The following is a 19,948-nucleotide window of genomic DNA, read 5'->3' on the forward strand; positions in this document are numbered from 1 at the left end:
GCCTCGGGCAGGGGCGGTGAAGCGAGGAACCAAGGGATGTGGAGGGCCGTGCGGCCGCTGCGTGGACGAGCGGTCACTCCGTGTGTGCGAGTGATGATAGCCCTATCCCTTGACCCTTCAAGATTAACTGGGGGGTAACCTTCCGGCTGTGGAATGCCTTACTCCAGCAGCCTTTTGAGGTTGGGGAGCGCATACGGGGAAACGCGGATCAGGACATCGCACGGAACCGCACCCGACGCGCGAGGGAGGCAGCCCATGGGCACCGAACCGACATCTGCCGAGCCGATGGCCGACGACGCCTACCAGCCCACCGGCACCAACGAGGAGCAGGAGGACGCGTCCCCGCTGGACCTCCAGGACGCCCTCGACGAACGAACCTACGACGACACCCTCGACGAGGGTTACTCGCCGCCCGAGAAGCCCCTCGGCGTCACCCGGTACGGCACCACCGCCGCCGAACAGCACGACGGCGAGAGCCTCGACGAACGCCTCGCCCAGGAGGTCCCCGAGAGGACCGAGCCCCTCGGCGACGAGATCGGCGACCTGCCCGGCGGGGAGGGCGAGCCGATCGACCCGCAGGCCGGTGCCGACCGCGCCGGACGCCTCGTCGCCCCCGACGAGGGCGCCCACCCCACCACCACCAAGGACGAGGTCGCCACGGACGTGGGCATCGACGCGGGCGCGGCCGGCGCCGAGGAGGCCGCCGTGCACGTGGTCGAGGACCCCGAGGGACTGTGACGGGCCTCAGTCCCCGATCCGGTCGATCTGCCGGAGCCTGTTCGTGGCGTCCAGCGCCGCGACCTTGTAGGACTCGGCGAGCGTCGGGTAGTTGAACACCGCGTCGACCAGATAGTCGACCGTGCCCCCGCAGCCCATCACGGTCTGCCCGATGTGGATCAGTTCGGTGGCCCCGGTGCCGAAGCAGTGCACCCCCAGCAGGGTCCGGTCCACCGGCGAGACCAGCAGCTTCAGCATGCCGTGGGAGTCCCCGATGATCTGCCCGCGGGCGAGTTCGCGGTACCGCGAGATGCCGACCTCGAAGGGCACGCTGTCCTCGGTGAGCTGGTCCTCGGTGCGCCCGACGAAGCTGATCTCCGGGATGGTGTAGATGCCGATGGGCTGCAGGCGGTGCATCTGCCCGACCGGCTCGCCGAACGCGTGGTAGGCGGCCGACCTGCCCTGCTCCATGGAGGTCGCCGCCAGCGCCGGGAAGCCGATCACGTCTCCCACGGCGTAGATGTGCGGCACCTCGGTGCGGTACTGCTCGTCCACCATGATCCGGCCGCGCCTGTCGGCGGACAAACCGGCCTTGTCCAGGTCCAGTTCGTCCGTCAGGCCCTGCCGGCCGGCCGAGTACATCACCGCGTCGGCCGGGATCTTCTTGCCGCTCTCCAGGATCGTGAGGGTGCCGCGTGCGTGGCGCTCGACCGCGGCGACGGTCTCACCGAACCGGAACGTCACGGCGAGGTCGCGCAGATGGTACTTGAGCGCCTCGATGACCTCGACGTCGCAGATGTCGAGCATCCCGGCCCGCTTCTCCACGACCGTCACCCTGCTGCCGAGCGCGGCGAACATGGAGGCGTACTCCATCCCGATGACCCCGGCGCCGACGATCACCATGGAGCGCGGGACGCGTTCGAGGGCGAGCACGTTGTCGGAGTCCATGATCGTGCGGCCGTCGAACTCCACGCTGTCCGGCCGCGCCGGGCGGGTGCCGGTGGCGATGACGATGTTCTCGGCGCTGAGCAGCCGTTCGTGGCCGGTCACTTCGCGCAGGGCCACGGTGTGCGGGTCGACGAAACGGCCGGTGCCGCTGTGCAGGGAGACGTGGTTGCGGGAGAGCTGGCTGCGGATGACGTCGACCTCCCGGCCCACCACGTGCTGGGTGCGCGCGGTCAGGTCGGAGACGGTGATGTCCTCCTTGAGCCGGTAGCTCTGGCCGTACAGGTCGCGCTGGGTGAGGCCGGTCAGGTACAGCACCGCCTCGCGCAGGGTCTTGGAGGGGATGGTGCCAGTGTGGATGGAGACCCCGCCGACCATGTCGGGGCGGTCGACGACGGCGACCCGGCGGCCCAGCTTGGCCGCGGCGATGGCGGCCTTCTGGCCGCCCGGACCGGATCCGATGACAAGCATGTCGAAGTCGGGCACCCTCGGAAGTCTGGCAGTCGTGGGGCCCCTTCCGAAAGGGTGAGCGGAAAACCGTCGCGACTCCGGTTCGGCGCGGATCCAGGGGAGTTGCCGCCGGCCGCCCTGAACAGCCTTGCAGCCGGGGCGGCTCGGTCGCGGGCGGCCCCGGTCGCCGCAGGGTGCGGGCGTGCTCGACAGCCCCGGGACGGCCGAGCACCACCTCGCCGCTACGGGAGCAGTTTGTCGAGCGCCGCCGCGCCCTCCGCCTCCAGCTTGCGTCGCGCCCATTCGAGGCTGTGCGGGGTGATGTCCTTGCCCGAGGCAAGGACGAGGTCCTCCGGCGACACTTCGGTGCCGGTGCGGGCGTGGAGCAGGTCGTCCGGGGTGGCGCGGTCCTCGGGCGGCCCTGACACGTCGGGCTGTGACGTCGGCATGATCTCAGCTCCTCGGATCCGGATCGCTGTGCGGTCCCGGTGCTGTCAACGGGTCCGATATCACCATTCAACGCCCGGGCCGACCCTGCATCCCGAGAGCCCGGGATGCCCGGATGATCGGGAAAGCGTGTAATGGAAATGCTGCCCCCGGTGCGGCAGGGAAGGCGATGCCATGGCCGACACGCGAAGCAGCCCCAAGGGCGTTCTGCGCAGACTGGGGGAGTGGTGCGCCCGGCACTTCGTGATCGTCCTGATCGCCTGGCTCGTGGCCGTGGTCGCCCTGCAGGTGCTCAACAGGTCCTTCGGCGGGGACTACTCCGACGACTTCTCCCTGTCCGACGCCCAGTCGCAGAAGGGCCTCGCCGTGCTGAAGGAGCACGACCCGGCCGCCGGCGGCTACAGCAGCCAGATCGTGCTGCACGACGGTGACAAGGCGATCTCCTCGCTCGGCTCGCAGATGTCCACGACCGTCACCGATCTGCAGAAACTGCCCCACGTCCTGTCGGCGCAGAACCCGTTGTCGACACCGGCCTCGAAGTTCGGTCCGCTGTCGTCGGACGGGAAGACGGCCTACATCACGGTCCGTTTCGACGTCCAGCCCTCGACCCTGGGCGACGGGTACCTCCACGGCGTCGACCAGGCCGTACAGCCGCTGCGTTCGGCCGGGGCCGACGTCGAGTACGGCGGGCCCCTCGGTGAACTGGCGCGGCCCGCCCCCGACGACCGGGTGAGCGAGCTGATCGGGTTCGCCGTGGCGATCGTCGTGCTGCTCGTCGGCTTCGGCAGTGTGATCGCCGCCGGAATCCCCCTGGTCACCGCGCTGATCAGCGTGCTCGGGGGACTCGCCTGCCTGGGCCTGCTGGCCGCGGCGTTCACCTTCGCGACCGTCTCGCCCACCCTGGCCACCATGCTCGGACTCGGCGTCGGAATCGACTACGCGCTCTTCCAGATCACCCGTCACCGGCAGGGCCTCATGGACGGCAGGGATCCGGTCCACGCGGCGGGCCGGGCCACCGCCACCAGCGGACGCGCCGTGCTCGTCTCCGGCTGCACGGTGATCATCGCCCTGGCCGGGCTGTCCGCGTCCGGGGTGACGTTCATCGGGCTGCTCGGGCTCGCCGGCGCCGTCGCGGTCGTCTCCGCCGTCCTGGGCGCCCTCACCCTGGTTCCGGCCCTGCTCGGCCTGATCGGCCGGCGGATCGACCGCTACCGGGTGCGCCGGCCGGTCGCCGAGACCGACGCCCCCGAGGGCGAGACACCGCACGGAATGTGGCACCGCTACGCCCAGCGCGTCGAGCGGCGGCCCTGGCAGTACCTGGCCGCGGGCGTGTCGGTCGTCGTCGTCCTCGCCATCCCGGTCTTCTCCATCCAGCTCGGCCACATCGGCGACGGCGCCGACCCCACCTCCTTCACCGACCGGCGGGCCTACGACCTGATGACCGACGCCTTCGGGCCCGGCTCCAACGGCCCGCTCACCGTCGTCATCGACCAGACGTCCGTACCGTCGTCCCAGCGCTCGGCCCTGTCCTCCCAGGCGCAGAAGACCCTCTCCGGCGTGTCCGGCGCCGCCGCCGTGACCTCGCTGACCCCCACCAAGGACGGGGACGTCCTGATCGCCACCGTCTACTCCGAGCAGTCACCGCAGAGCGCCACCACCACGGACCTCTCCAACCGCCTGGTCGACACCACCTTGCCGGCCGCGGTCAAGGGCACCGACGCCAAGGGGTACGTCACCGGCACGACCGCCGCCCAGGTCGACTTCCGGGACATCGTCGCCGACCGGCTCGCGTTGATCATCGGCGTGGTCGTCGCCCTCGCCTTCCTGATCATCCTCGCGGTCTTCCGCGGGCTCCTGGTCGCCGTGAAGGCGGCCGTCCTCAACGTCCTGTCGATCGCCGCCTCCTACGGCGTGGTCGTCGCCGTCTTCCAGTGGGGGTGGGGCGGCCCCGCGCTCGGCGTCTCCGGCAAGGTGCCCATCGAGAGCTACGTCCCGATGATGATGTTCGCGATCATCTTCGGGCTCAGCATGGACTACGAGATCTTCCTGCTCTCCCGGGTCCACGAGGCCTGGCTGCGCACCGGCGACGCCAAGGCGTCCGTCGCCCACGCCCTGGAGATCACCGCCCGGGTCATCACCTGCGCGGCGCTGATCATGGTGAGCGTCTTCGCCGCGTTCATCGTCAGCGACAACATCGTGGTCAAGATGCTCGGACTGGGCCTCGCGGTGAGCGTGCTGATCGACGCGACCGTCGTACGGCTGCTCATGGTCCCGGCCGTGATGACCCTGCTGGGTCCCCACGCCTGGTGGACACCCCGGTGGCTCGACCGGATCCTCCCGCACATCGACGCCGAGGGGGAGCACGAGACGGACAGTGAGGTCAGCGGGGTTCCGGGGGCGCAGGCGCGAGAACGAGCATCGTGACGTCGTCCTGGAGATCCGGGGCGAAGCGGACGAGGTCGGCCCAGACCCGCTCGACGAGCTCCGGCAGGTCACCCGCGAACCCGGCGATCCGGTCGAGCAGCGGATAGAAGGCCCCGTCGGCGTTCCGGGCCTCCCAGACGCCGTCCGAGGCCAGGAAGAGCCGGTCACCGGGCCGCAGCGACACCGAGACCCCGGTCGGCGGCGAGGCGTCGGACAGGCCGATGCCCAGCGGGGTGCCCACCGGGACGTCGAGCTCCACGGCCCGCCCGTCGCGCAGCAGGACCGGGCCGGCCTGTCCGCAGGCCACGATCCGTACGGCCGTCGAGCCGGCGCCGAACTCCAGCACCACCGCGGTCGCGAACAGCTCCGAGTGCCGCACGGCCGCGGAGTCGACGACCAGCCGGCGATCCAGCCGCGCGGCCACCGACTCGGGGTCCGGCCGGTCCAGCACCGCCTCCCGGAAGGCCCCCAGCAGCGAGGCGACGGTGGCGACGGCCGACAGCCCGTGGCCCTGCACGTCGCCCATCACCGCGCGCACCCCGCAGGGCCCCTCCCGCACGTCGAAGAAGTCGCCCCCGACCAGCGTCCCGCTCTGCGCGGCCCGGTACAGCCCCGCACACCGCACGCCCGCCACCCGCTCGGGCAACGGCGGCGCGACGGCCCGCTGCGCTGCTTCCGCGACCGCGCGCTCGGTCACCAGCTGGGCGTCACGCCGGCTCCGGACGAACGACACGAGCACACTGAGCGCCGCGACGAAGACGACGGTCAGCAGATCGGTGTTGCCCGGATTGTTCAGCCGCAACGCCGGCACGTTCAGCACGACCACGACGAGCCCGCCGAGCACGGCGGTCGCCAGCGGTCCGTACGACAGCACGGCCAGCGGCGGGATCGCGCCCAGCAGGAACCCGATGTCGAGCGGATCGGGACTCACGAGGGCCGCCACGCACACCCCCGCCAGCAGCACGACGGGCATCGCGCGCACCCAGCCCGGCGGCTCCGCGCCCCGCAGCCAGCTCCGCCGGTCCCCCTCGTGCACTCGCCTCACACCACCACGCTGCTACGACCCGCCCGGCCCCGCACGCGGAACGGCGTCTAGAACGGGGTGAGCGTCAGCCGGATCCCCGTCGGAGCCGTGTCCTGGACGTAGGAGGCGAAGTCGGCCACGTCGTCGAAGGCGAAGCCGTACGCCTTGCCGTCCGCCGTGGCCGCGTGCACGGCCTTGGCGTAGTGGTTGGTGAGCGCGGTGCGGTAGAAGGCGGCGGGATCGGTGGCCGGCTGGGCGGCGGAGCTCACCAGCGTCGACCGGTTGAACCCGGCACCGAGCACCGCGGCGACGGGGCCGGTCGTGCCGTCGTTGGGGGCGGCGAGCGTGCCGTCGCAGAAGAGCACGTCACGGGTCGAGGGACGGGCGAAGGACACCTGCGCGGGCCCGTCGAACACGAGCTGCCCGCCGCGCACCCGGCCGGTGAAGGTGCCCGCGTTCGTGGTGACGGTCAGCTCCTTGCCGGTGTACGCGCTCCACACCTCGTCGATGTACGGCGCGAGATAGTCCGCCGGGAAGAGACCGGCGTCCAGACCGTGACCGGGCGCGATGACCCGCCTGTCGTCCACGACCAGGGGCGCGAACTCCTCGACCTCGCGCAGAGCGGCGAAGACACCGGCCCGCCCGGAGGCGCGCAGGGTGCCCGTCGTCTGGTCCTGGGCCCCGGTCAGCCGGATGCTCAGCGGCACGCTGAACATGTCCACCATCGTCGTGTTGCAGAACATGCCCGACGGGTTGTAGGTGAACTCGGCGCAATCGTGCAGCACCGGATAGTTGGGGTCCGAGGCCACCCAGCCCGCCGGGTACTGCAGGGCCGGGTTGCCGTTGCCGTCGGTGACCACCTTGAACTTCAGCTTCGCGCCCAGGGACACGTAGATCCGGCCGGACAGGTGGGGGAGGGACAGCCCGGATCCGCCGCTCGCGGCCAGGGGTATCGCGTAGTCGGTGTAGCCGTCGGCGCCGTTGTCGGAGAGGGCGACCGGGGCGAGCGTGCCGTCCGGGGTGACACGGACCTGCCTGCCGTCCTGGTTGCCCACGATGTAGACGTGGACGTCGGCGTCGTCGAAGACGCCGGTGTCGTTGACGACGGTCAGCGGCAGGGAGCCGGCAGCCGCGGTGCGGTCGGTGTCGGCGAGCGCGTGGGGGGCCAGGGCGGCGACGGCGGGTGCGGCCGCCATCGCGCCGCCGAGCGCGAAGAGGACCTTGCGGCGGGCGACGTGACGCTGGTGACGAGGTGTCATGTGGGGGGTCTCCTCGATGGATTGAGAGCGCTCTCACGATGGGGGTGAGGCTCGATGGTACGGACGGCGGACGCCGCGGCCCACAGGGCGGACAGCGCTTTAATGCGGCCTTAAGGACCGTTTAAGCGGAGGCTGGGACACCGGTTCCGTGTCGCGAAAACCGATGGACGCAATCCGATGGACGCCGCTTTCGAGGAACCGTTAACGTGAACTGTCACGCCCCGAGACCAGCGGAAGGAGGCGAGTGCCGTGCAGTACACCAGCCTTCAGCGCTCCCTCTCCGTGGCCCCGGCGTGCTTCGTCTGACCGGGAGCGCTCCCCGCAGTACGCATCCCGGAGGAATCCACCCATGACCGATCTGGTCATCCGCGCGCTCGACGAGAGCGACGCCCACCTGTTCGACGCCCTGCCCGACCCCCTCGGCGCCCGTGAGTCCCACCGGCTCACGCACCACCGCCCCGACTGGAAGCGCGTCGCCCTGCGCGACGGCGAGGTGGTGGCACGCGGCGCCTGGTGGGGCGGTCCCGACGACACCGTTCCCCTCAACATCAACTGGTTCGACGTGGCAGAAGGGGAGGAGGAGGCCGGAGCCGAGCTCCTGCGCTCCGCGCCCTGGCAGGTCGAGCTGGAGATGAACCTGCCCGCGGGCTGGCGCGAGGACCCCGCCCTGCGCACCGCCGCCGAGTCCCGCCTCGCCGCCGTGCGCGGGGCCGGCTACGAGCTCCTGGTCGAGCGGTTCCTGTACCGCTGGACCCCGGAGCACGGACTGCCCGAGCGGCCCGGACGGCTGGAGTTCCGGCCCGAACCGGACGACGCGGTCTTCTTCGGCCTGCTGCGCCGCATCCACTCCGCCACCCTCGACGCGCACGCCCTCAAGGCCGCCGAGGAGGGCGGACTCGACCGGGCCGCCCAGGAGGAACTCGACTTCTTCCACTGGTGCCCCTCGCCCCGCGAGTGGTGGCAGATCGCGTACACCCCGCAGGGCGAGGTGGCCGGGGTCCACATCCCGCTGCACAACCCGTCGGGGCCCTGCGTCGGATTCATCGGTGTCGTGCCGGAACAGCGCGGACAGGGCTACGCCTTCGACCTGCTCGCCGAGTGCACCCACTACCTGGTCGAGCGGGGCGCCGAGTTCGTCTCCGCCGCGACCGACCGGGGGAACTTCCCGATGGCCGCGAACTTCACCAAGGCGGGCTACCCCGTCGTACGGGAACGCCACAACTACCGCTTGCCGCAGACCGCCTGAGCCGCGGTTCGGGTCCGCGCGAGGCCGGGCCACAGTTCCTGGTCGGGGTGGAGCGGCGGGGCACAGGTGTGGTCGACCGAGGCGAGTCGGCGTGACCTTCTTGGGCGGGGGCGCCGCTCGGCAGGGTCTTCGCCTCGGCGGAGTCACGGTGGCCTGCTGGGTGGCCGGGTTTGCCTACGGGCGCTCCTGACCGGTATGCGTGGCGTGCTCCGGGCCAAGTGGCGGGGCGCTACTCCGCGGTTGGTCTCGGGGCCGCCGCTCAGCCGGGTCCTTGCGCCTCGGCGGGGATCTCGATGGTCCGCCTGGCGCAGTGGGGCCCGGCGGCGGGTGTCGGCGTGTTCCGCTTGGGCAGGTGTGGTTTCACGCGCGCGTGCCCTGGGCCCACCGCCGCCGGTGACGTGGGGGTGGAGTGGAGCCCGGCGGATGCGACTGGCCGGTGTCCAGGCCCGGCCTGTGTGTCGTGGTGGTCCCCTGGTCGGCGCGTGTCGGCGTGGTCCGCTTCGGCAGGTGTGGCTTCACGCGCGCGTGCCCTGGGTCCACCGCCGGTGACCTGCGAGTGGAGCGGGCCGGCCTCTACGCCGTGGCGGCCCCCGGCCCGCCGCTCAGCAGGGTCTCCGCCTCCACCAGGATCTCCGTGACCCGCAGGCCGAACGCGGCGTCGCACGGGTGGGGGCGGCCGGTGCGAGCGGCGGCCAGGAGTTCGTCGGCTGCCCGGATCACCGCCGGGACGACGCCCTCGGACGACTCCGGGAGCCGGACCACACCGCCCGCGCCCCGCAGCTCGACGCCGGCGCCCGCCGCCTCGGGCGGTGCCGTGAGACTCAGCGTCAGGGTGCTCGACGCACCGCCCGTGTGCCGCAGGACCAGATGGACCGTGTCCCCGGGGCCGTGCGCGGCCGCGGCCACCTCCCCGACCTCGCCCAGCACCGGCAGCAGCACCGACAGGGCATGCGGACCCACGTCCCACAGCGCGCCCTTCTCCTGCCGCCAGGGCGAGTCGGCGAACGGGCTGTCACTGGTGAAGACCGACCCGAGCCACTCGGCCCGCCCCGTGAACCAGCCCTCCACGCCCGCCTGTTCGGCGATCCACGCCTCGGTCTCGGCGAGGAAGCGCGAGGTGAAGAACACCACCGAGGAGACCCCGGTCTCGCGTGCCGCGTCGACCACCGCCCGCCCCCGCTCGACCGTCGTGGCAAGGGGCTTGTCCAGCAGCAGATGGCACCCCGCCCGCGCGGCCCGCGCCGCGAGAGGGGCCTGCACGGCCGGCGGCAGGGCCACGGCGACGGCGTCCACGTCGGCGAACAGCGCGTCGACATCGTCGTAGGCGCGCGTGCCGTGCTCGTCGGCCAACTCCTTCGCGGCCTCCGGGCGGCGGCCCCACACCCCGGCGAAGTCCAGCTCCGGATGCGCGCCGAGCGCGGGGGCGTGAGCCATCCTGGCCCAGGGGCCGGTGCCGAGCAGTCCGATGCGCATAACGCCGCCTCTCTCGCCGTACTGCCGAACCTCGTGGTGACCGGCCCGGATCAGCTGCCGGTCGTGGCGAGGGTGTCACACGGGCACCGCGGACACGCAACCCCGTCTCGCCCGCCGGTCGGAGAGGGAGCGGCGGCCCCGGGATTCAGCACTCGTGTCGCTGAATGCGTTCTCATCCTTCTATTGGACCTTCACCGAGTGCGCGGCCAGGCTGAGAGGAGCCCAGATCCGCGTGACAGGCGAAAGAGGTCCGAGGTCATGCCTACCCGCCGTATCGGTGATGTCGAAGTGAGCGCGATCGGTCTGGGCGCCATGCCCATGTCCATCGAGGGACGGCCCGACGAGGAACGCTCCATCGCCACCATCCACGCCGCGCTCGACGCCGGCGTGACCCTCATCGACACCGCCGACGCCTACCACCGCGACGCCGGCGAGGTCGGTCACAACGAGTCCCTGATCGCCGAGGCGCTCGCCTCCCACGAGCGGGGCAAGGACGTCCTCGTCGCCACGAAGGGCGGGCATCTGCGTCCCGGCGACGGCAGCTGGACGCTCGACGGCAGCCCCCGGCACCTGAAGGAGGCCTGCGAGGCCTCGCTGAGCCGACTGGGGGCGGAGGCGATCGGGCTCTACCAGTTCCACCGTCCCGACCCGCGCGTCCCCTACGAGGAGTCCGTCGGCGCCGTGCGGGACCTCCTCGACGAGGGCAAGATCCTTCAGGCCGGCATCTCCAACGCGAACCCCGACCAGATCCGGCTGGCCAACGAGATCCTCGGCGGCCGGCTCGTCTCCGTGCAGAACCAGTTCTCCCCGGCCTTCCGCTCCAGCGAGCCGGAGCTGCGCCTGTGCGACGAACTCGGTATCGCCTTCCTGCCCTGGAGCCCCCTGGGCGGCATCTCCCGCGCGGGTGAACTGGGCTCGGCGCACGCCCCGTTCGCGCGGATCGCCGAGAAGCACGGGGTGAGCCCGCAGCAGGTCTGCCTGGCCTGGATGCTCGCCAAGTCGCCCGTGGTGGTGCCGATCCCCGGTTCGAGCCGTCCCGAGACGATCCGCGACTCCCTCGCCGCGGCCGACCTCGTGCTCGCCGCGGACGAACTCGCGGAGCTGGACGCCGTCTGAAACCCTCGTGCCGCCGTGCGGACTGGCACCGGCGACAGCGGAGTCCCTAGGATGGACTCCCTGTCCTGCCGGGCCAGTTGACGGCACAAGCTGGGGGAAGAATGAGCACCGGTAAGAAGCTGTCCACGTCGATCGACGCCTCGGTACCCACGGCCGCGCGCATGTACGACCACTACCTGGGCGGCAAGGACAACTACGCGGCCGACCGGGCCGCCTGCGAGGAACTCGACAAGGTCGTCCCGAGCACCCGCAGGCTCGCCGTGAACAACCGGCGCTTCCTCCAGCGGGTGGTGCGGACCCTGTCGGCGGAGTACGGCATCCGGCAGTACCTCGACCACGGCTCCGGCCTGCCCACCCAGGACAACGTCCACCAGGTCGCCCAGCGCATCGACCCCACCACCCACGTCGTCTACGTCGACAACGACCCGATGGTGCTGGTCCACGGCCGCGCGCTGCTGGAGCAGGACGAGCGGACCGCCGTCATCCACGCGGACATGCGGGAGACCGACGAGATCTTCGGTCACGAGGACACCCGGCGGCTGATCGACTTCTCACAGCCCGTCGCCGTGCTCTTCAACTCGGTCATGCACTGCATCCCGGACAGTGACACGGACGGGCCCGCCGCCTTGGCCCGCCGGGTGCGCGAGCGGCTCGCGCCGGGCAGCTTCATGGTGATGTGCCAGCTGGTCAGCGAGGACCCCGAGGTCCGTGCCTTCGTCACCGACTTCATGGACAAGGCCACCCACGGCCACTGGGGCCGGGTCCGGCAGGAGAAGGACGTCGCGGAGTGGTTCGACGGTCTGGAGATCCTCGAACCGGGCCTCGTGGAGGTCTCCACCTGGCGCCCCGACTCCGACGTGACCCCCCGCCAGCTCACCCACGAGTGGATCGAGTTCGGCGGCGTCGGGCGACTGGTCTGACCGTCCGCGAACGTCCTCGGGCGTGACGGGGAAAGGGCACGAATGGACCGCGGCATCCGGACGGTGGAGGACGTACTCCAGCTCCTCGACAGCCTGTTCGCTCCCCAGGCCGATCGCTGGACCACGGACGCCGGCGACTGGTGGGACGGCTTCTACTCCGACCGCTCCAAACCCGTCCCCTTCTTCGCGGCGAAGCCGGACGAGAACCTGGTGTCGTACCTGGACCGCGGCCTCGTCACCACCGGCCGCGCCCTCGACCTGGGCTGCGGTCCGGGCCGCAACGCCCTGTACCTCGCCTCCCTCGGTTTCGAGGTCGACGCCGTCGATCTCTCACCGGCCGCCGTCGCCTGGGCCGGGGAGCGTGCGCGCGAGTCGGCGGCCGACATCCGCTTCGTGTGCGGGGACGCGTTCTCCTTGTCGGGCACCGAACTGCGCGGCACCTACGACCTGATCTACGACTCCGGCTGCTTCCACCATCTGCCGCCGCACCGCCGTGTCAGCCATCTGGCGTTCCTCGAACGGCACCTGGCACCCGGCGGCCGCTTCGGCCTCGTCTGTTTCGCCGACGGGGCCGTGGGATCGGACCTGCCGGACGCGGAGTTCTACCGGCAGGGCCGGCTGGAGGGTGGTCTCGCCTACTCGGCCGACTCCCTGCGCCGGATCTTCGGCGACCTGACCGAGATCGAACTGCGGCGCATGCGCGACGAGCCGCCCGGGTCCCCCAGCTTCGGCGAACCCTTCCTGTGGGCGGGCCTCTTCGGGCGCGGCGACTGACGCCGGCCGTCAGTCGCCGTACCGCTCCTCCATCGTCTTCTCCAGCAGCCGCAGCGAGGCGCGGGGTTCGAGCGCGTCGTCCGCCAGCCGGTCCAGGGCGAGCCGGTACTCCTCGGTCTCGTCCCGGTCCTCCAGGAAGTTCGCGCTCTTGATGTGCTCCAGGTAGACGACGTCCGGCAGATCGAGCCCGCCGAAGCGCAGGTAGGTGATCGGGATGGCCGGGGCGGAGGCGTTGGTCACGTCCAGCGGGATGATCTGCAGGGTGACATTGGGGCGCTTGGCCATCGTGACGAGGTGGGCGAGCTGGTTCCGCATGACCTCCCGGCTGCCCAGCACCCGCAGCAGCACCGACTCGTCGATCACCGCCCACAGCTGTGGGGCGTCCTGTCGCAGCAGCAACTGCGCACGCCGCATGCGCAGTTCGACCCTGCGCGCCACCTCGCTCGCGGCCGCGGCAGGCAGCCCGCGCTCCACGACCGCCCGGGTGTAGTCCGGGGTCTGGAGCAGGCCGGGCACGTACTGGATCTCGAAGGTACGGATCGCCGCGGCCGCTTCCTGGAGCCCGACCAGGCGGTCGAACCACTCGGGCATCAGCCGCTTGTCGTACCGCTGCCACCAGCCCGGGTCACCGGCCCGCTGGAGCAGCTTGAGGAGCACCGAGGACTCGTAGTCCTCGGTGCCGTACAGCTCCAGGAGGGCGCGCACGTCGCTCTCGGACGGGGGCCTGCGGCCCTTGCCCGACTCGATACGGGACAGCTTCGCCGGGCTGAACCCGAGCGCCCGGGCCGCCTGGTCCTGGGCGAGCCCGGCATCCTCGCGGAAGCCCGCCAACTGGACGCCGACCAGCATCTTCAGCAGGGTGGGAGCCGGCTCGGTGCGGTCCAGGTACGGTTCCAGGCGGGAGATGCGGTGGGACGCGGCAGACATCCTGACTCCCAGTAAACCGGCACAGAGACGACTCACACTATCGCACGCAGTGTGGCCGTACCGCGCCATTCCGTAGATACCAGAGTGGGTACGGGAGTTGGGGCCCGGTGCGTCCCGGACGCCGGATCCTCACAGCAGGTGGTCGAACTCCCCGTCCTTCGCGCCGGCGAGGAACGCCGCGACCTCGGCCGGTGTGTAGACCAGCGCGGGGCCGTCGGGATCGCGGGAGTTGCGCAGCGCGACCCCGCCGTCGAGCAGGGTGGCCACTTCGACGCAGTTGCCCTCGGCGTTGCTGTGACGGCTCTTGACCCAGCGGGCGTCGAGCGAACTCGCCCGAACTCCGTTCTGCATTGGCACCGCAGTCTCCTTGCTGTTCACGATCTTGCCGGGCGCCGTGCCCGGCCGTGCGGGGCGGGGTGGGGGCGCGCCTCCGCAACCTCCGTGGCCCCACCCGTCGTTCGCGCAATTTCTCGTGCAATTGCACGCGGACGCCTTCAGCGTGGATAATAGCTCCGGCGTCAACCCCTGGGGTGGCGCCCCGTCTTGACGTCGCATCAAGGAGATGCCGTGTCGTCACCTGCGAACCATGTGCTCCGGCCGCCGAGCCAGGCTGTGCCGGAGATGGAGGATGCGGGCCCGGCCGGCGAGACCCCGCGGCGTCCGGGTCCCGCCGATCCGCGGCGGCGACCGGCGGGGCCCGGCCCCCTCGTCTCCGCCGCGCAGCTCGTCAGTTGCAGCGCGGAGGGGTTCGCCCGGGCCCGGGCCTTCACCCGGGAGACGCTGAGCTGCTGGTCCCTGGACCACCGCAGCGACGACGCCACCCTCGTGATCACCGAACTCGCGGCCAACGCCGTGGCCCACGCGGTGCCCCGGCCCGCGGCGGGAGGTGCCGGCGAGGTGTGGCTGGGGTTGTCCTTCGACCCCACCCATCTGCTGGTGACCGTCTCCGACCCCGGTGACGAGCCGCCCGCGTACACCCCCGGTGACGTCACCGCCCTGCGGGAGCACGGCCGGGGCCTGTACATCGTCGACGCCCTGGCCCAGGAGTGGGGCTGGACCTCACGTCCTCCGGCCGGCAAGACCGTCTGGGCCAAGCTGTCGACCGCCCCTCCTCCCTGACATGACCGCCGCGGAAAGGTTTCACGCCATGCGCACCGCTCCGGACCAGCCGAGCAACGAGCGCACCAGCTGCCCCGTGACCACGACCGGGGTGGCGCGGACCACGCCCCTCGCGGCGCTGAGCCGGGTCCCCTGGGGCGAGATCCAGGACTCCACCGGCTGCGCCGCGGCCATCCCCCTGCTCCTCAACAGCGTCGCCTGGGGGGACCCCGAGACGGCCGGCGCCGCGCTCGCGGACCTGCGCAGGCGTATCTGCCAGTACGGCTTCGTCGTGGAGCAGGCCACCGCCGCCACCGTCCCCTTCCTCTGGGAGCTCGCCCAACTGCCCCAGGTGACCTGCCGGGCGGAGATCATCCAGCTGCTCAGGAGCATCGCGGGCGCCCGCCAGTGGGAGACCACCGCGGCGGTCTACCCCAAGCTGCTCAACCACCGCGAGAACCCCGTGGTGTGGGAGCGCCGGGCCCGTCAGGCCGTACGCGCCAAGAGCGGCGACCTCGGCCGGCTGATGGCCGACGAGGACCGCGAGATCGCCCATGCCACCACGGAACTCGCCCGCACTCTGGACGAGTAGGAGTGTGCGGCGTCGCCTGGTGTAGTCCTTGCCGACGAGGGGCAGAAAGCGCTTGCCCTCCATACGGCAACCGGAAGGACCACCGACGATGGCATCGTCGCTGGAAAGACCACTCGACCACCGCTACCGGGGCGAACACCCGATCCGCACGCTCGCCTACCTGCTCCGCGCCGACCGCCGCCGACTCGGCGGTGCCGTCCTGGTGTTCACCGTCAAGCACAGCCCGATCTGGCTGCTGCCCCTGATCACCGCGTCCATCATCGACACCGTCGTCCAGCACCAGCCGATCAGCCGGCTCTGGACGAGAACCGGCGTCATCCTGTTCATCCTGCTCGTCAACTACCCCCTGCACCTCCTCTACGTCCGCCTCCTGTACGGCAGCGTCCGCCGCATGGGCACCACCCTGCGCTCCGCCCTGTGCACCCGCATGCAGCAGCTGTCCATCGGTTACCACTCCCGGGTCAGCGCCGGTGTGCTCCAGGCCAAGGTCGTGCGGGACGTCGAGACCGTCGAACAGATGGTGCAGCAGACGGCGGAGACCGGCCTCGGCGCCACCACGGTGCTGATCGGCGGACTGGCCATCATCGCGGTGCGGACACCGGAGTTCGTGCCCGTCTTCCTCGTCGTGGTGCCCGCCGCGGCCCTCGTCGTGGCCCGCCTCAGGGCCCGGCTGCGCACCCACAACGAGCGCTTCCGGCACGAGGTCGAGACCCTGTCGTCCCGGGTCACGGAGATGACCCGCCTCATCCCGGTCACCCGTGCCCACGGCCTGGAGGGCAAGGCGCTGCGCCGCATGGACGGCACCCTGCGCCGCCTACTGACCTCGGGGATGCGCCTCGACCTCGTCAACGGCCGCTTCGGCTCGCTGGCCTGGGTCGTGCTCAACGTGGTCGGCGTGCTGGTCCTCGCCGGTGCCGCCCTGGTGTCGTACTACGGCGTCTGGGGCGTCACCCCCGGCGACGTCGTGATGCTCAGCGCGTTCCTGACCACGCTCACCAACTCCACGACCACGCTGGCGGGGCTGGCCCCGGTCATCACCAAGGGTCTGGAGTCCGTCCGCTCGGTCGGCGAGGTGCTCCAGGCGCCCGAACTGGAGGACAACGAGGGCAGGACCGAGGTCGACTCGGTGCGCGGGGCCGTCGAGTTCCGGGGCGTGAGCCACGCGTACGACCACGGACGGCCCGCCGTACGCGACTTCACCCTCTCCGTCACCCCCGGCGAGACCGTCGCCCTCGTCGGCGCGTCCGGCGCGGGCAAGTCCACCGTCCTCAACCTCGTCATCGGCTTCATCCGGCCCACCTCGGGACGGCTGCTGCTCGACGGGACCGACATGAACACCCTCGACCTGCGCACCTACCGGCGCTTCCTGTCCGTGGTACCGCAGGAGTCCATCCTGTTCGACGGCACGATCCGCGACAACGTCGCCTACGGCATGGACGACGCCGACGAGCAGGCGGTGCGCGCGGCGCTGCGGGACGCGAACGCGCTGGAGTTCGTCGACCGCCTGCCGCAGGGCCTGGACACCCTGGTCGGCGAGCGCGGGGCCAGGCTGTCGGGCGGGCAGCGCCAGCGCCTGGCCATCGCGCGCGCCCTGATCCGCGATCCGCGGGTGCTCGTCCTCGACGAGGCGACCTCGGCCCTGGACACCCGCTCCGAGGCGCTCGTCCAGCAGGCGCTCGCCCGGCTGCTGCACGGACGGACCACCTTCGTGGTCGCGCACCGGCTGTCGACCGTGCGGGGCGCCGACCGGATCGTGGTCATGGGGGAGGGCCGGATCCTGGAGACCGGAACCCACGAGGAACTCCTGCGCCGCGGCGGGGCCTACACCGCGCTGCACGCCGGACAACTCGCCTGAAACCCGCCCGGGCGCCCGGGACCGTGTCTCAGGCCGCGCTGCTGCTGCGTGGCATCCGGCGCGGGCACGTCGAGTCGTGGTCGGTGCCGCAGCTCGTCCACCAGCGTTCGCAGCACGCGGTGTCGAGCTCGGCGCGCACGATGGCGTCGGCGGCCTCCGCACCGGCCCCGTCCGGCCGTCCGCGTGTTTCGGCCGATGCGCGCCGCTGCTCGCACAGGACGCTCTCGCGCACGACCGCGATGACCGGGACCAGGCTCGCGGCGGCGAACAGACACACGGCCCACGGGGGGTCGTGGCGCAGTGCGTGGACCGCGGTCCAGGCGAGTCCGGCGCTCGTCGCGAGATAGAGGGCGCTGAGGAGACCAGCGGAGCGGTTCATGGGCGTATACCGTTCATGGTGCGAGGGATGCCCCTTGTTCAACGGTTTGCGGCCCTTCGGGAAGCGGGTCCGCCCGCACGGTATTGCGCCAATCGCGTGCCGCGGAGCGGCGGACGGGATTGGGCCGGTGCGGAGGGGGCATACGCAGCGAAAAATCGAGAGAGGGGCGCTTCGTGCTCATTCCGGACCCGAAGGCCGTCAGAACCCTGCTGACCCGTTACGCGTCGTTGAGGATCGCGCAGGCGGAGAGGGAGACGCCGGCGACGGCTCGTGAGCTGGAGGACGTCAGTTACACGCTGTGCGTGATGATGGGCACCACCGATGTCCGCGAGGCGGTCGCCAGGGCCGACGCCCTGCTGCCGGCCGCCGGCTGCGCGGACCCGGACGCAGAGAACAGCCTGCCACTGGCGGGATGAGACCACGCCGGGCCCGGCGGGCGGTCAGGACCGCGCCACCGCCGGGACGGCGTCCTTCGCGTGGAAGGCCGCTCGGTAGGCCTGCGGGGTGGTGCCGACGACCCGGCGGAAGCGCTCCCGGAACGCCGTGGGGGAGCCGAACCCCGCCTGCCGCGCGATCCGTTCCACCGGGTGGTCGGTGGTCTCCAGCAGGTACTGGGCACGCCGTACCCGGGCCCGCAGCAGCCACTGCAGCGGTGTGCTGCCGGTCTGTTCGCGGAAGCGGCGGCTGAAGGTGCGCTCGCTCATTCCCGAGCGGGCGGCCATCGCCCCGAGGGTGATCTCGTGGGCCAGGTTGTCCTCGGCCCACTCCAGGACCGGCTCCAGTGTCGAACCCCGGGGCACGGGCGGGTGGTCGTACACGATGAACTGGGCCTGTCCGCCCTCCCTTTCGAGCGGCATCACCGACATCCTGGCGGCGTGGGCGGCGACCGCGGAGCCGAGGTCCCGGCGGATCATGTGCAGACACAGGTCGAGTGCCGCGGCGGCGCCCGCCGAGGTCAGGATCTCGCCGTTGTCGACGTACAGCACGTCCGGCTGGACCTCGACGGCGGGAAAGCGGGCCGCCAGGTCGTCCGCCGCCATCCAGTGCGTGGTGGCACGCAGCCCGTCCAGGAGTCCGGCCTCCGCCAGCACGAACGCGCCCACGCACACGGACGCGATCCGGGTCCCGGCCGCCGCGGCCTCCCGCAGCGCCGCGAGGACCCGCGGGGAGGGCGGTCGGGCAACCGGGGAGCGCCCGGGCACGATGATCGTGTCCGCCTCCGCCAGAGCTTCCAGCCCGTGCTCGATCCGCAGGCTGAAGCCGCCGTCCGCGCGGACCTGGGGCGTCTCGGCGCACAGCCGCACCCGGTAGGCGGGGCGGCCGTCGGGCAGTCGCGTCCAGTCGAAGACCTGCATGGGCGCCGCCATGTCGAACGGCACCACGTCGTCGAGGACCAGGATCACCACGGAATGCATGACCGCCACGATAGGCGGATTCCCGCCAACCGTACGACCAGGGGCTTGGGCAGGAACCCCTACTGGGTGGCTTGGCGGGAACTCGTTGGAAGCTGTCGTTTCAGCCCCTGTGTGATCACCCGGCGGGTTCCTAGCGTGGACGGGCACCGCCGACCGCGCCGGAGAAGGACACGCGACCCCATGACCAAGTTCCTGTTGACCCTGCACGTCCTCGCCGCCGTCGTGGCCGTGGGGCCGGTGACCGTCGCGGCCAGCATGTTCCCGCCCGCGGCCCGCAGGGCCCACGCGGAGGAGACCGGGATCGCCACGGTACGGCTGCTGCACCGCATCTGCCGCGTCTACGCGGGCGTCGGCATCGCGGTCCCCGTCCTCGGTGTCGCCACCGGAGCCGCGATGGGTGTCCTGGGCGACGCGTGGCTGACCGCCTCCATGACCCTGACCGCCGCGGCCGCCGGAGTCCTCGCCGCCTTCGTTCTTCCCCGGCAGGGCGAACTGATCGAGGAGTTGACCGGACAGGGGAGCGTCGAGCGCCGCGCGACCGCCCAACTGGCCATGTTCACGGGCGTCTTCAACCTTCTGTGGGCGACCGTGACCGTCCTCATGATCGTCCGCCCGGGGTCCACGACCGGCGCATGACCGGCCGCGCGCCGTCAAGCCCGACACCGGAATTCGCACGTCGGTGCGTGGAGGCGCCTAGACTCGTCAACCATGCCCATGCGCGTGGGCACGCGAAAACGAAAGGCGCGTTGACGGGTGTTCCAGGATTCCCCCATCTACGACCGACTCGTCGCCGAGCGCGGCGACGTCCCCGCTCTGACCCGCAGGGAGGCCGAGCGCGTACGCAGGGAACTGGAGTACGTCATGCGGCCGCTGCAGTCCCTGATGCC

20 protein-coding genes are annotated in these 19,948 nt (G+C 71.5%); 11 read left to right on the plus strand and 9 right to left on the minus strand.

The genetic code is table 11. The features are described 5' to 3' along the window. Positions 1–255: 255 nt before the first annotated feature. Positions 256–738: a DUF5709 domain-containing protein gene (locus tag EHS43_RS14270; protein WP_125191147.1), complete on the plus strand. Its 483-nt coding sequence runs from the start codon at positions 256–258 to the stop codon at positions 736–738. Positions 739–744: 6 nt separating this feature from the next. Here EHS43_RS14270 and sthA read toward each other — a convergent pair whose 3' ends face one another. After that, positions 745–2,148: a Si-specific NAD(P)(+) transhydrogenase gene (sthA, locus tag EHS43_RS14275; protein WP_125191148.1), complete on the minus strand. Its 1,404-nt coding sequence runs from the start codon at positions 2,146–2,148 to the stop codon at positions 745–747. Positions 2,149–2,354: 206 nt separating this feature from the next. After that, entirely contained in the window at positions 2,355–2,561 is a 207-nt protein-coding gene (locus EHS43_RS14280; protein ID WP_125191149.1) for a hypothetical protein, read from the minus strand. Between the two features lie 172 nt (positions 2,562–2,733). Between EHS43_RS14280 and EHS43_RS14285 the strand changes: the two genes are divergently transcribed. After that, positions 2,734–4,983: an MMPL family transporter gene (locus tag EHS43_RS14285; RefSeq protein WP_125191150.1), complete on the plus strand. Its 2,250-nt coding sequence runs from the start codon at positions 2,734–2,736 to the stop codon at positions 4,981–4,983. Here the strand turns inward: EHS43_RS14285 and EHS43_RS14290 are convergent. Together EHS43_RS14290 and EHS43_RS14295 are read right to left on the minus strand one after the other, a co-directional pair. After that, positions 4,940–6,019, minus strand: a complete 1,080-nt coding sequence (locus EHS43_RS14290) for a PP2C family protein-serine/threonine phosphatase (protein WP_125191165.1) — start codon at positions 6,017–6,019, stop codon at positions 4,940–4,942. The genes EHS43_RS14285 and EHS43_RS14290 overlap by 44 nt on opposite strands. 56 nt (positions 6,020–6,075) lie before the next feature. Then, entirely contained in the window at positions 6,076–7,266 is a 1,191-nt protein-coding gene (locus tag EHS43_RS14295; protein WP_125191151.1) for a glycoside hydrolase family 64 protein, read from the minus strand. A 349-nt stretch (positions 7,267–7,615) separates the two neighbouring features. Between EHS43_RS14295 and EHS43_RS14300 the strand changes: the two genes are divergently transcribed. Continuing rightward, positions 7,616–8,512: a GNAT family N-acetyltransferase gene (locus EHS43_RS14300; RefSeq protein ID WP_125191152.1), complete on the plus strand. Its 897-nt coding sequence runs from the start codon at positions 7,616–7,618 to the stop codon at positions 8,510–8,512. A 573-nt stretch (positions 8,513–9,085) separates the two neighbouring features. On the opposite strand, the gene EHS43_RS14305 is transcribed toward EHS43_RS14300, so the two are convergent. Next, positions 9,086–9,985 (minus strand): Gfo/Idh/MocA family protein, encoded by a 900-nt coding sequence (locus EHS43_RS14305; RefSeq protein WP_125191153.1) that lies wholly within the window; start codon positions 9,983–9,985, stop codon positions 9,086–9,088. 258 nt (positions 9,986–10,243) lie between these two features. Here EHS43_RS14305 and EHS43_RS14310 point away from each other — a divergent pair, with 258 nt between their 5' ends. From EHS43_RS14310 to EHS43_RS14320, 3 genes are all read left to right on the plus strand, one after another. Next, a complete protein-coding gene (locus EHS43_RS14310; RefSeq protein ID WP_125191154.1) occupies positions 10,244–11,101 on the plus strand; it encodes an aldo/keto reductase in 858 nt (285 codons plus the stop codon). A gap of 101 nt (positions 11,102–11,202) precedes the next feature. Then, positions 11,203–12,021, plus strand: coding sequence for an SAM-dependent methyltransferase (locus EHS43_RS14315; protein ID WP_125191155.1), 819 nt, complete (start codon positions 11,203–11,205; stop codon positions 12,019–12,021). 42 nt (positions 12,022–12,063) lie between these two features. After that, the gene (locus tag EHS43_RS14320; protein WP_125191156.1) at positions 12,064–12,795 is read left to right on the plus strand and encodes a class I SAM-dependent methyltransferase; all 732 of its coding nucleotides are present in this window, start codon (positions 12,064–12,066) and stop codon (positions 12,793–12,795) included. 9 nt (positions 12,796–12,804) lie between these two features. Here the strand turns inward: EHS43_RS14320 and EHS43_RS14325 are convergent, their stop codons facing one another. Continuing rightward, entirely contained in the window at positions 12,805–13,722 is a 918-nt protein-coding gene (locus EHS43_RS14325; RefSeq protein WP_125191157.1) for a helix-turn-helix transcriptional regulator, read from the minus strand. Between the two features lie 129 nt (positions 13,723–13,851). Beyond that, a complete protein-coding gene (locus EHS43_RS14330; RefSeq protein WP_125191158.1) occupies positions 13,852–14,073 on the minus strand; it encodes a DUF397 domain-containing protein in 222 nt (73 codons plus the stop codon). Positions 14,074–14,265: 192 nt separating this feature from the next. On the opposite strand from EHS43_RS14330, the gene EHS43_RS14335 reads away from it, so the two are divergent. The 3 genes from EHS43_RS14335 (at position 14,266) to EHS43_RS14345 (ending at position 17,267) form a co-directional block, all read left to right on the plus strand. After that, entirely contained in the window at positions 14,266–14,841 is a 576-nt protein-coding gene (locus EHS43_RS14335) for an ATP-binding protein (protein ID WP_260470525.1), read from the plus strand. Between the two features lie 28 nt (positions 14,842–14,869). Further along, positions 14,870–15,412, plus strand: a complete 543-nt coding sequence (locus EHS43_RS14340; protein ID WP_125191159.1) for a hypothetical protein — start codon at positions 14,870–14,872, stop codon at positions 15,410–15,412. An 88-nt stretch (positions 15,413–15,500) separates the two neighbouring features. Beyond that, positions 15,501–17,267 (plus strand): ABC transporter ATP-binding protein, encoded by a 1,767-nt coding sequence (locus EHS43_RS14345; RefSeq protein ID WP_125191160.1) that lies wholly within the window; start codon positions 15,501–15,503, stop codon positions 17,265–17,267. 28 nt (positions 17,268–17,295) lie between these two features. Here EHS43_RS14345 and EHS43_RS14350 read toward each other — a convergent pair whose 3' ends face one another. After that, positions 17,296–17,646, minus strand: a complete 351-nt coding sequence (locus EHS43_RS14350; protein ID WP_125191161.1) for a hypothetical protein — start codon at positions 17,644–17,646, stop codon at positions 17,296–17,298. 173 nt (positions 17,647–17,819) lie between these two features. On the opposite strand from EHS43_RS14350, the gene EHS43_RS14355 reads away from it, so the two are divergent. Next, positions 17,820–18,062 (plus strand): DUF5133 domain-containing protein, encoded by a 243-nt coding sequence (locus EHS43_RS14355; protein WP_125191162.1) that lies wholly within the window; start codon positions 17,820–17,822, stop codon positions 18,060–18,062. 24 nt (positions 18,063–18,086) lie between these two features. Here EHS43_RS14355 and EHS43_RS14360 read toward each other — a convergent pair whose 3' ends face one another. Beyond that, positions 18,087–19,061 (minus strand): GlxA family transcriptional regulator, encoded by a 975-nt coding sequence (locus EHS43_RS14360; protein ID WP_125191163.1) that lies wholly within the window; start codon positions 19,059–19,061, stop codon positions 18,087–18,089. Positions 19,062–19,241: 180 nt separating this feature from the next. Here EHS43_RS14360 and EHS43_RS14365 point away from each other — a divergent pair, with 180 nt between their 5' ends. After that, positions 19,242–19,697, plus strand: a complete 456-nt coding sequence (locus EHS43_RS14365; RefSeq protein ID WP_125191164.1) for a hypothetical protein — start codon at positions 19,242–19,244, stop codon at positions 19,695–19,697. Positions 19,698–19,948 lie beyond the last annotated feature (251 nt).

Source organism: Streptomyces sp. RP5T, from assembly GCF_003933965.1.
GTDB lineage: Bacteria > Actinomycetota > Actinomycetes > Streptomycetales > Streptomycetaceae > Streptomyces.

Coding starts and splice junctions, on each gene's coding strand:
- EHS43_RS14345 (WP_125191160.1), top strand. CDS start 15,501: ATGGCATCGTCGCTGGAAAGACCACTCGACCACCGCTACCGGGGCGAA.
- EHS43_RS14285 (WP_125191150.1), top strand. CDS start 2,734: ATGGCCGACACGCGAAGCAGCCCCAAGGGCGTTCTGCGCAGACTGGGG.
- EHS43_RS14305 (WP_125191153.1), bottom strand. CDS start 9,985: ATGCGCATCGGACTGCTCGGCACCGGCCCCTGGGCCAGGATGGCTCAC.
- EHS43_RS14295 (WP_125191151.1), bottom strand. CDS start 7,266: ATGACACCTCGTCACCAGCGTCACGTCGCCCGCCGCAAGGTCCTCTTC.
- EHS43_RS14300 (WP_125191152.1), top strand. CDS start 7,616: ATGACCGATCTGGTCATCCGCGCGCTCGACGAGAGCGACGCCCACCTG.
- EHS43_RS14330 (WP_125191158.1), bottom strand. CDS start 14,073: ATGCAGAACGGAGTTCGGGCGAGTTCGCTCGACGCCCGCTGGGTCAAG.
- EHS43_RS14325 (WP_125191157.1), bottom strand. CDS start 13,722: ATGTCTGCCGCGTCCCACCGCATCTCCCGCCTGGAACCGTACCTGGAC.
- EHS43_RS14320 (WP_125191156.1), top strand. CDS start 12,064: ATGGACCGCGGCATCCGGACGGTGGAGGACGTACTCCAGCTCCTCGAC.
- EHS43_RS14350 (WP_125191161.1), bottom strand. CDS start 17,646: ATGAACCGCTCCGCTGGTCTCCTCAGCGCCCTCTATCTCGCGACGAGC.
- EHS43_RS14360 (WP_125191163.1), bottom strand. CDS start 19,061: ATGCATTCCGTGGTGATCCTGGTCCTCGACGACGTGGTGCCGTTCGAC.
- EHS43_RS14315 (WP_125191155.1), top strand. CDS start 11,203: ATGAGCACCGGTAAGAAGCTGTCCACGTCGATCGACGCCTCGGTACCC.
- EHS43_RS14365 (WP_125191164.1), top strand. CDS start 19,242: ATGACCAAGTTCCTGTTGACCCTGCACGTCCTCGCCGCCGTCGTGGCC.
- EHS43_RS14310 (WP_125191154.1), top strand. CDS start 10,244: ATGCCTACCCGCCGTATCGGTGATGTCGAAGTGAGCGCGATCGGTCTG.
- EHS43_RS14280 (WP_125191149.1), bottom strand. CDS start 2,561: ATGCCGACGTCACAGCCCGACGTGTCAGGGCCGCCCGAGGACCGCGCC.
- EHS43_RS14270 (WP_125191147.1), top strand. CDS start 256: ATGGGCACCGAACCGACATCTGCCGAGCCGATGGCCGACGACGCCTAC.
- EHS43_RS14340 (WP_125191159.1), top strand. CDS start 14,870: ATGCGCACCGCTCCGGACCAGCCGAGCAACGAGCGCACCAGCTGCCCC.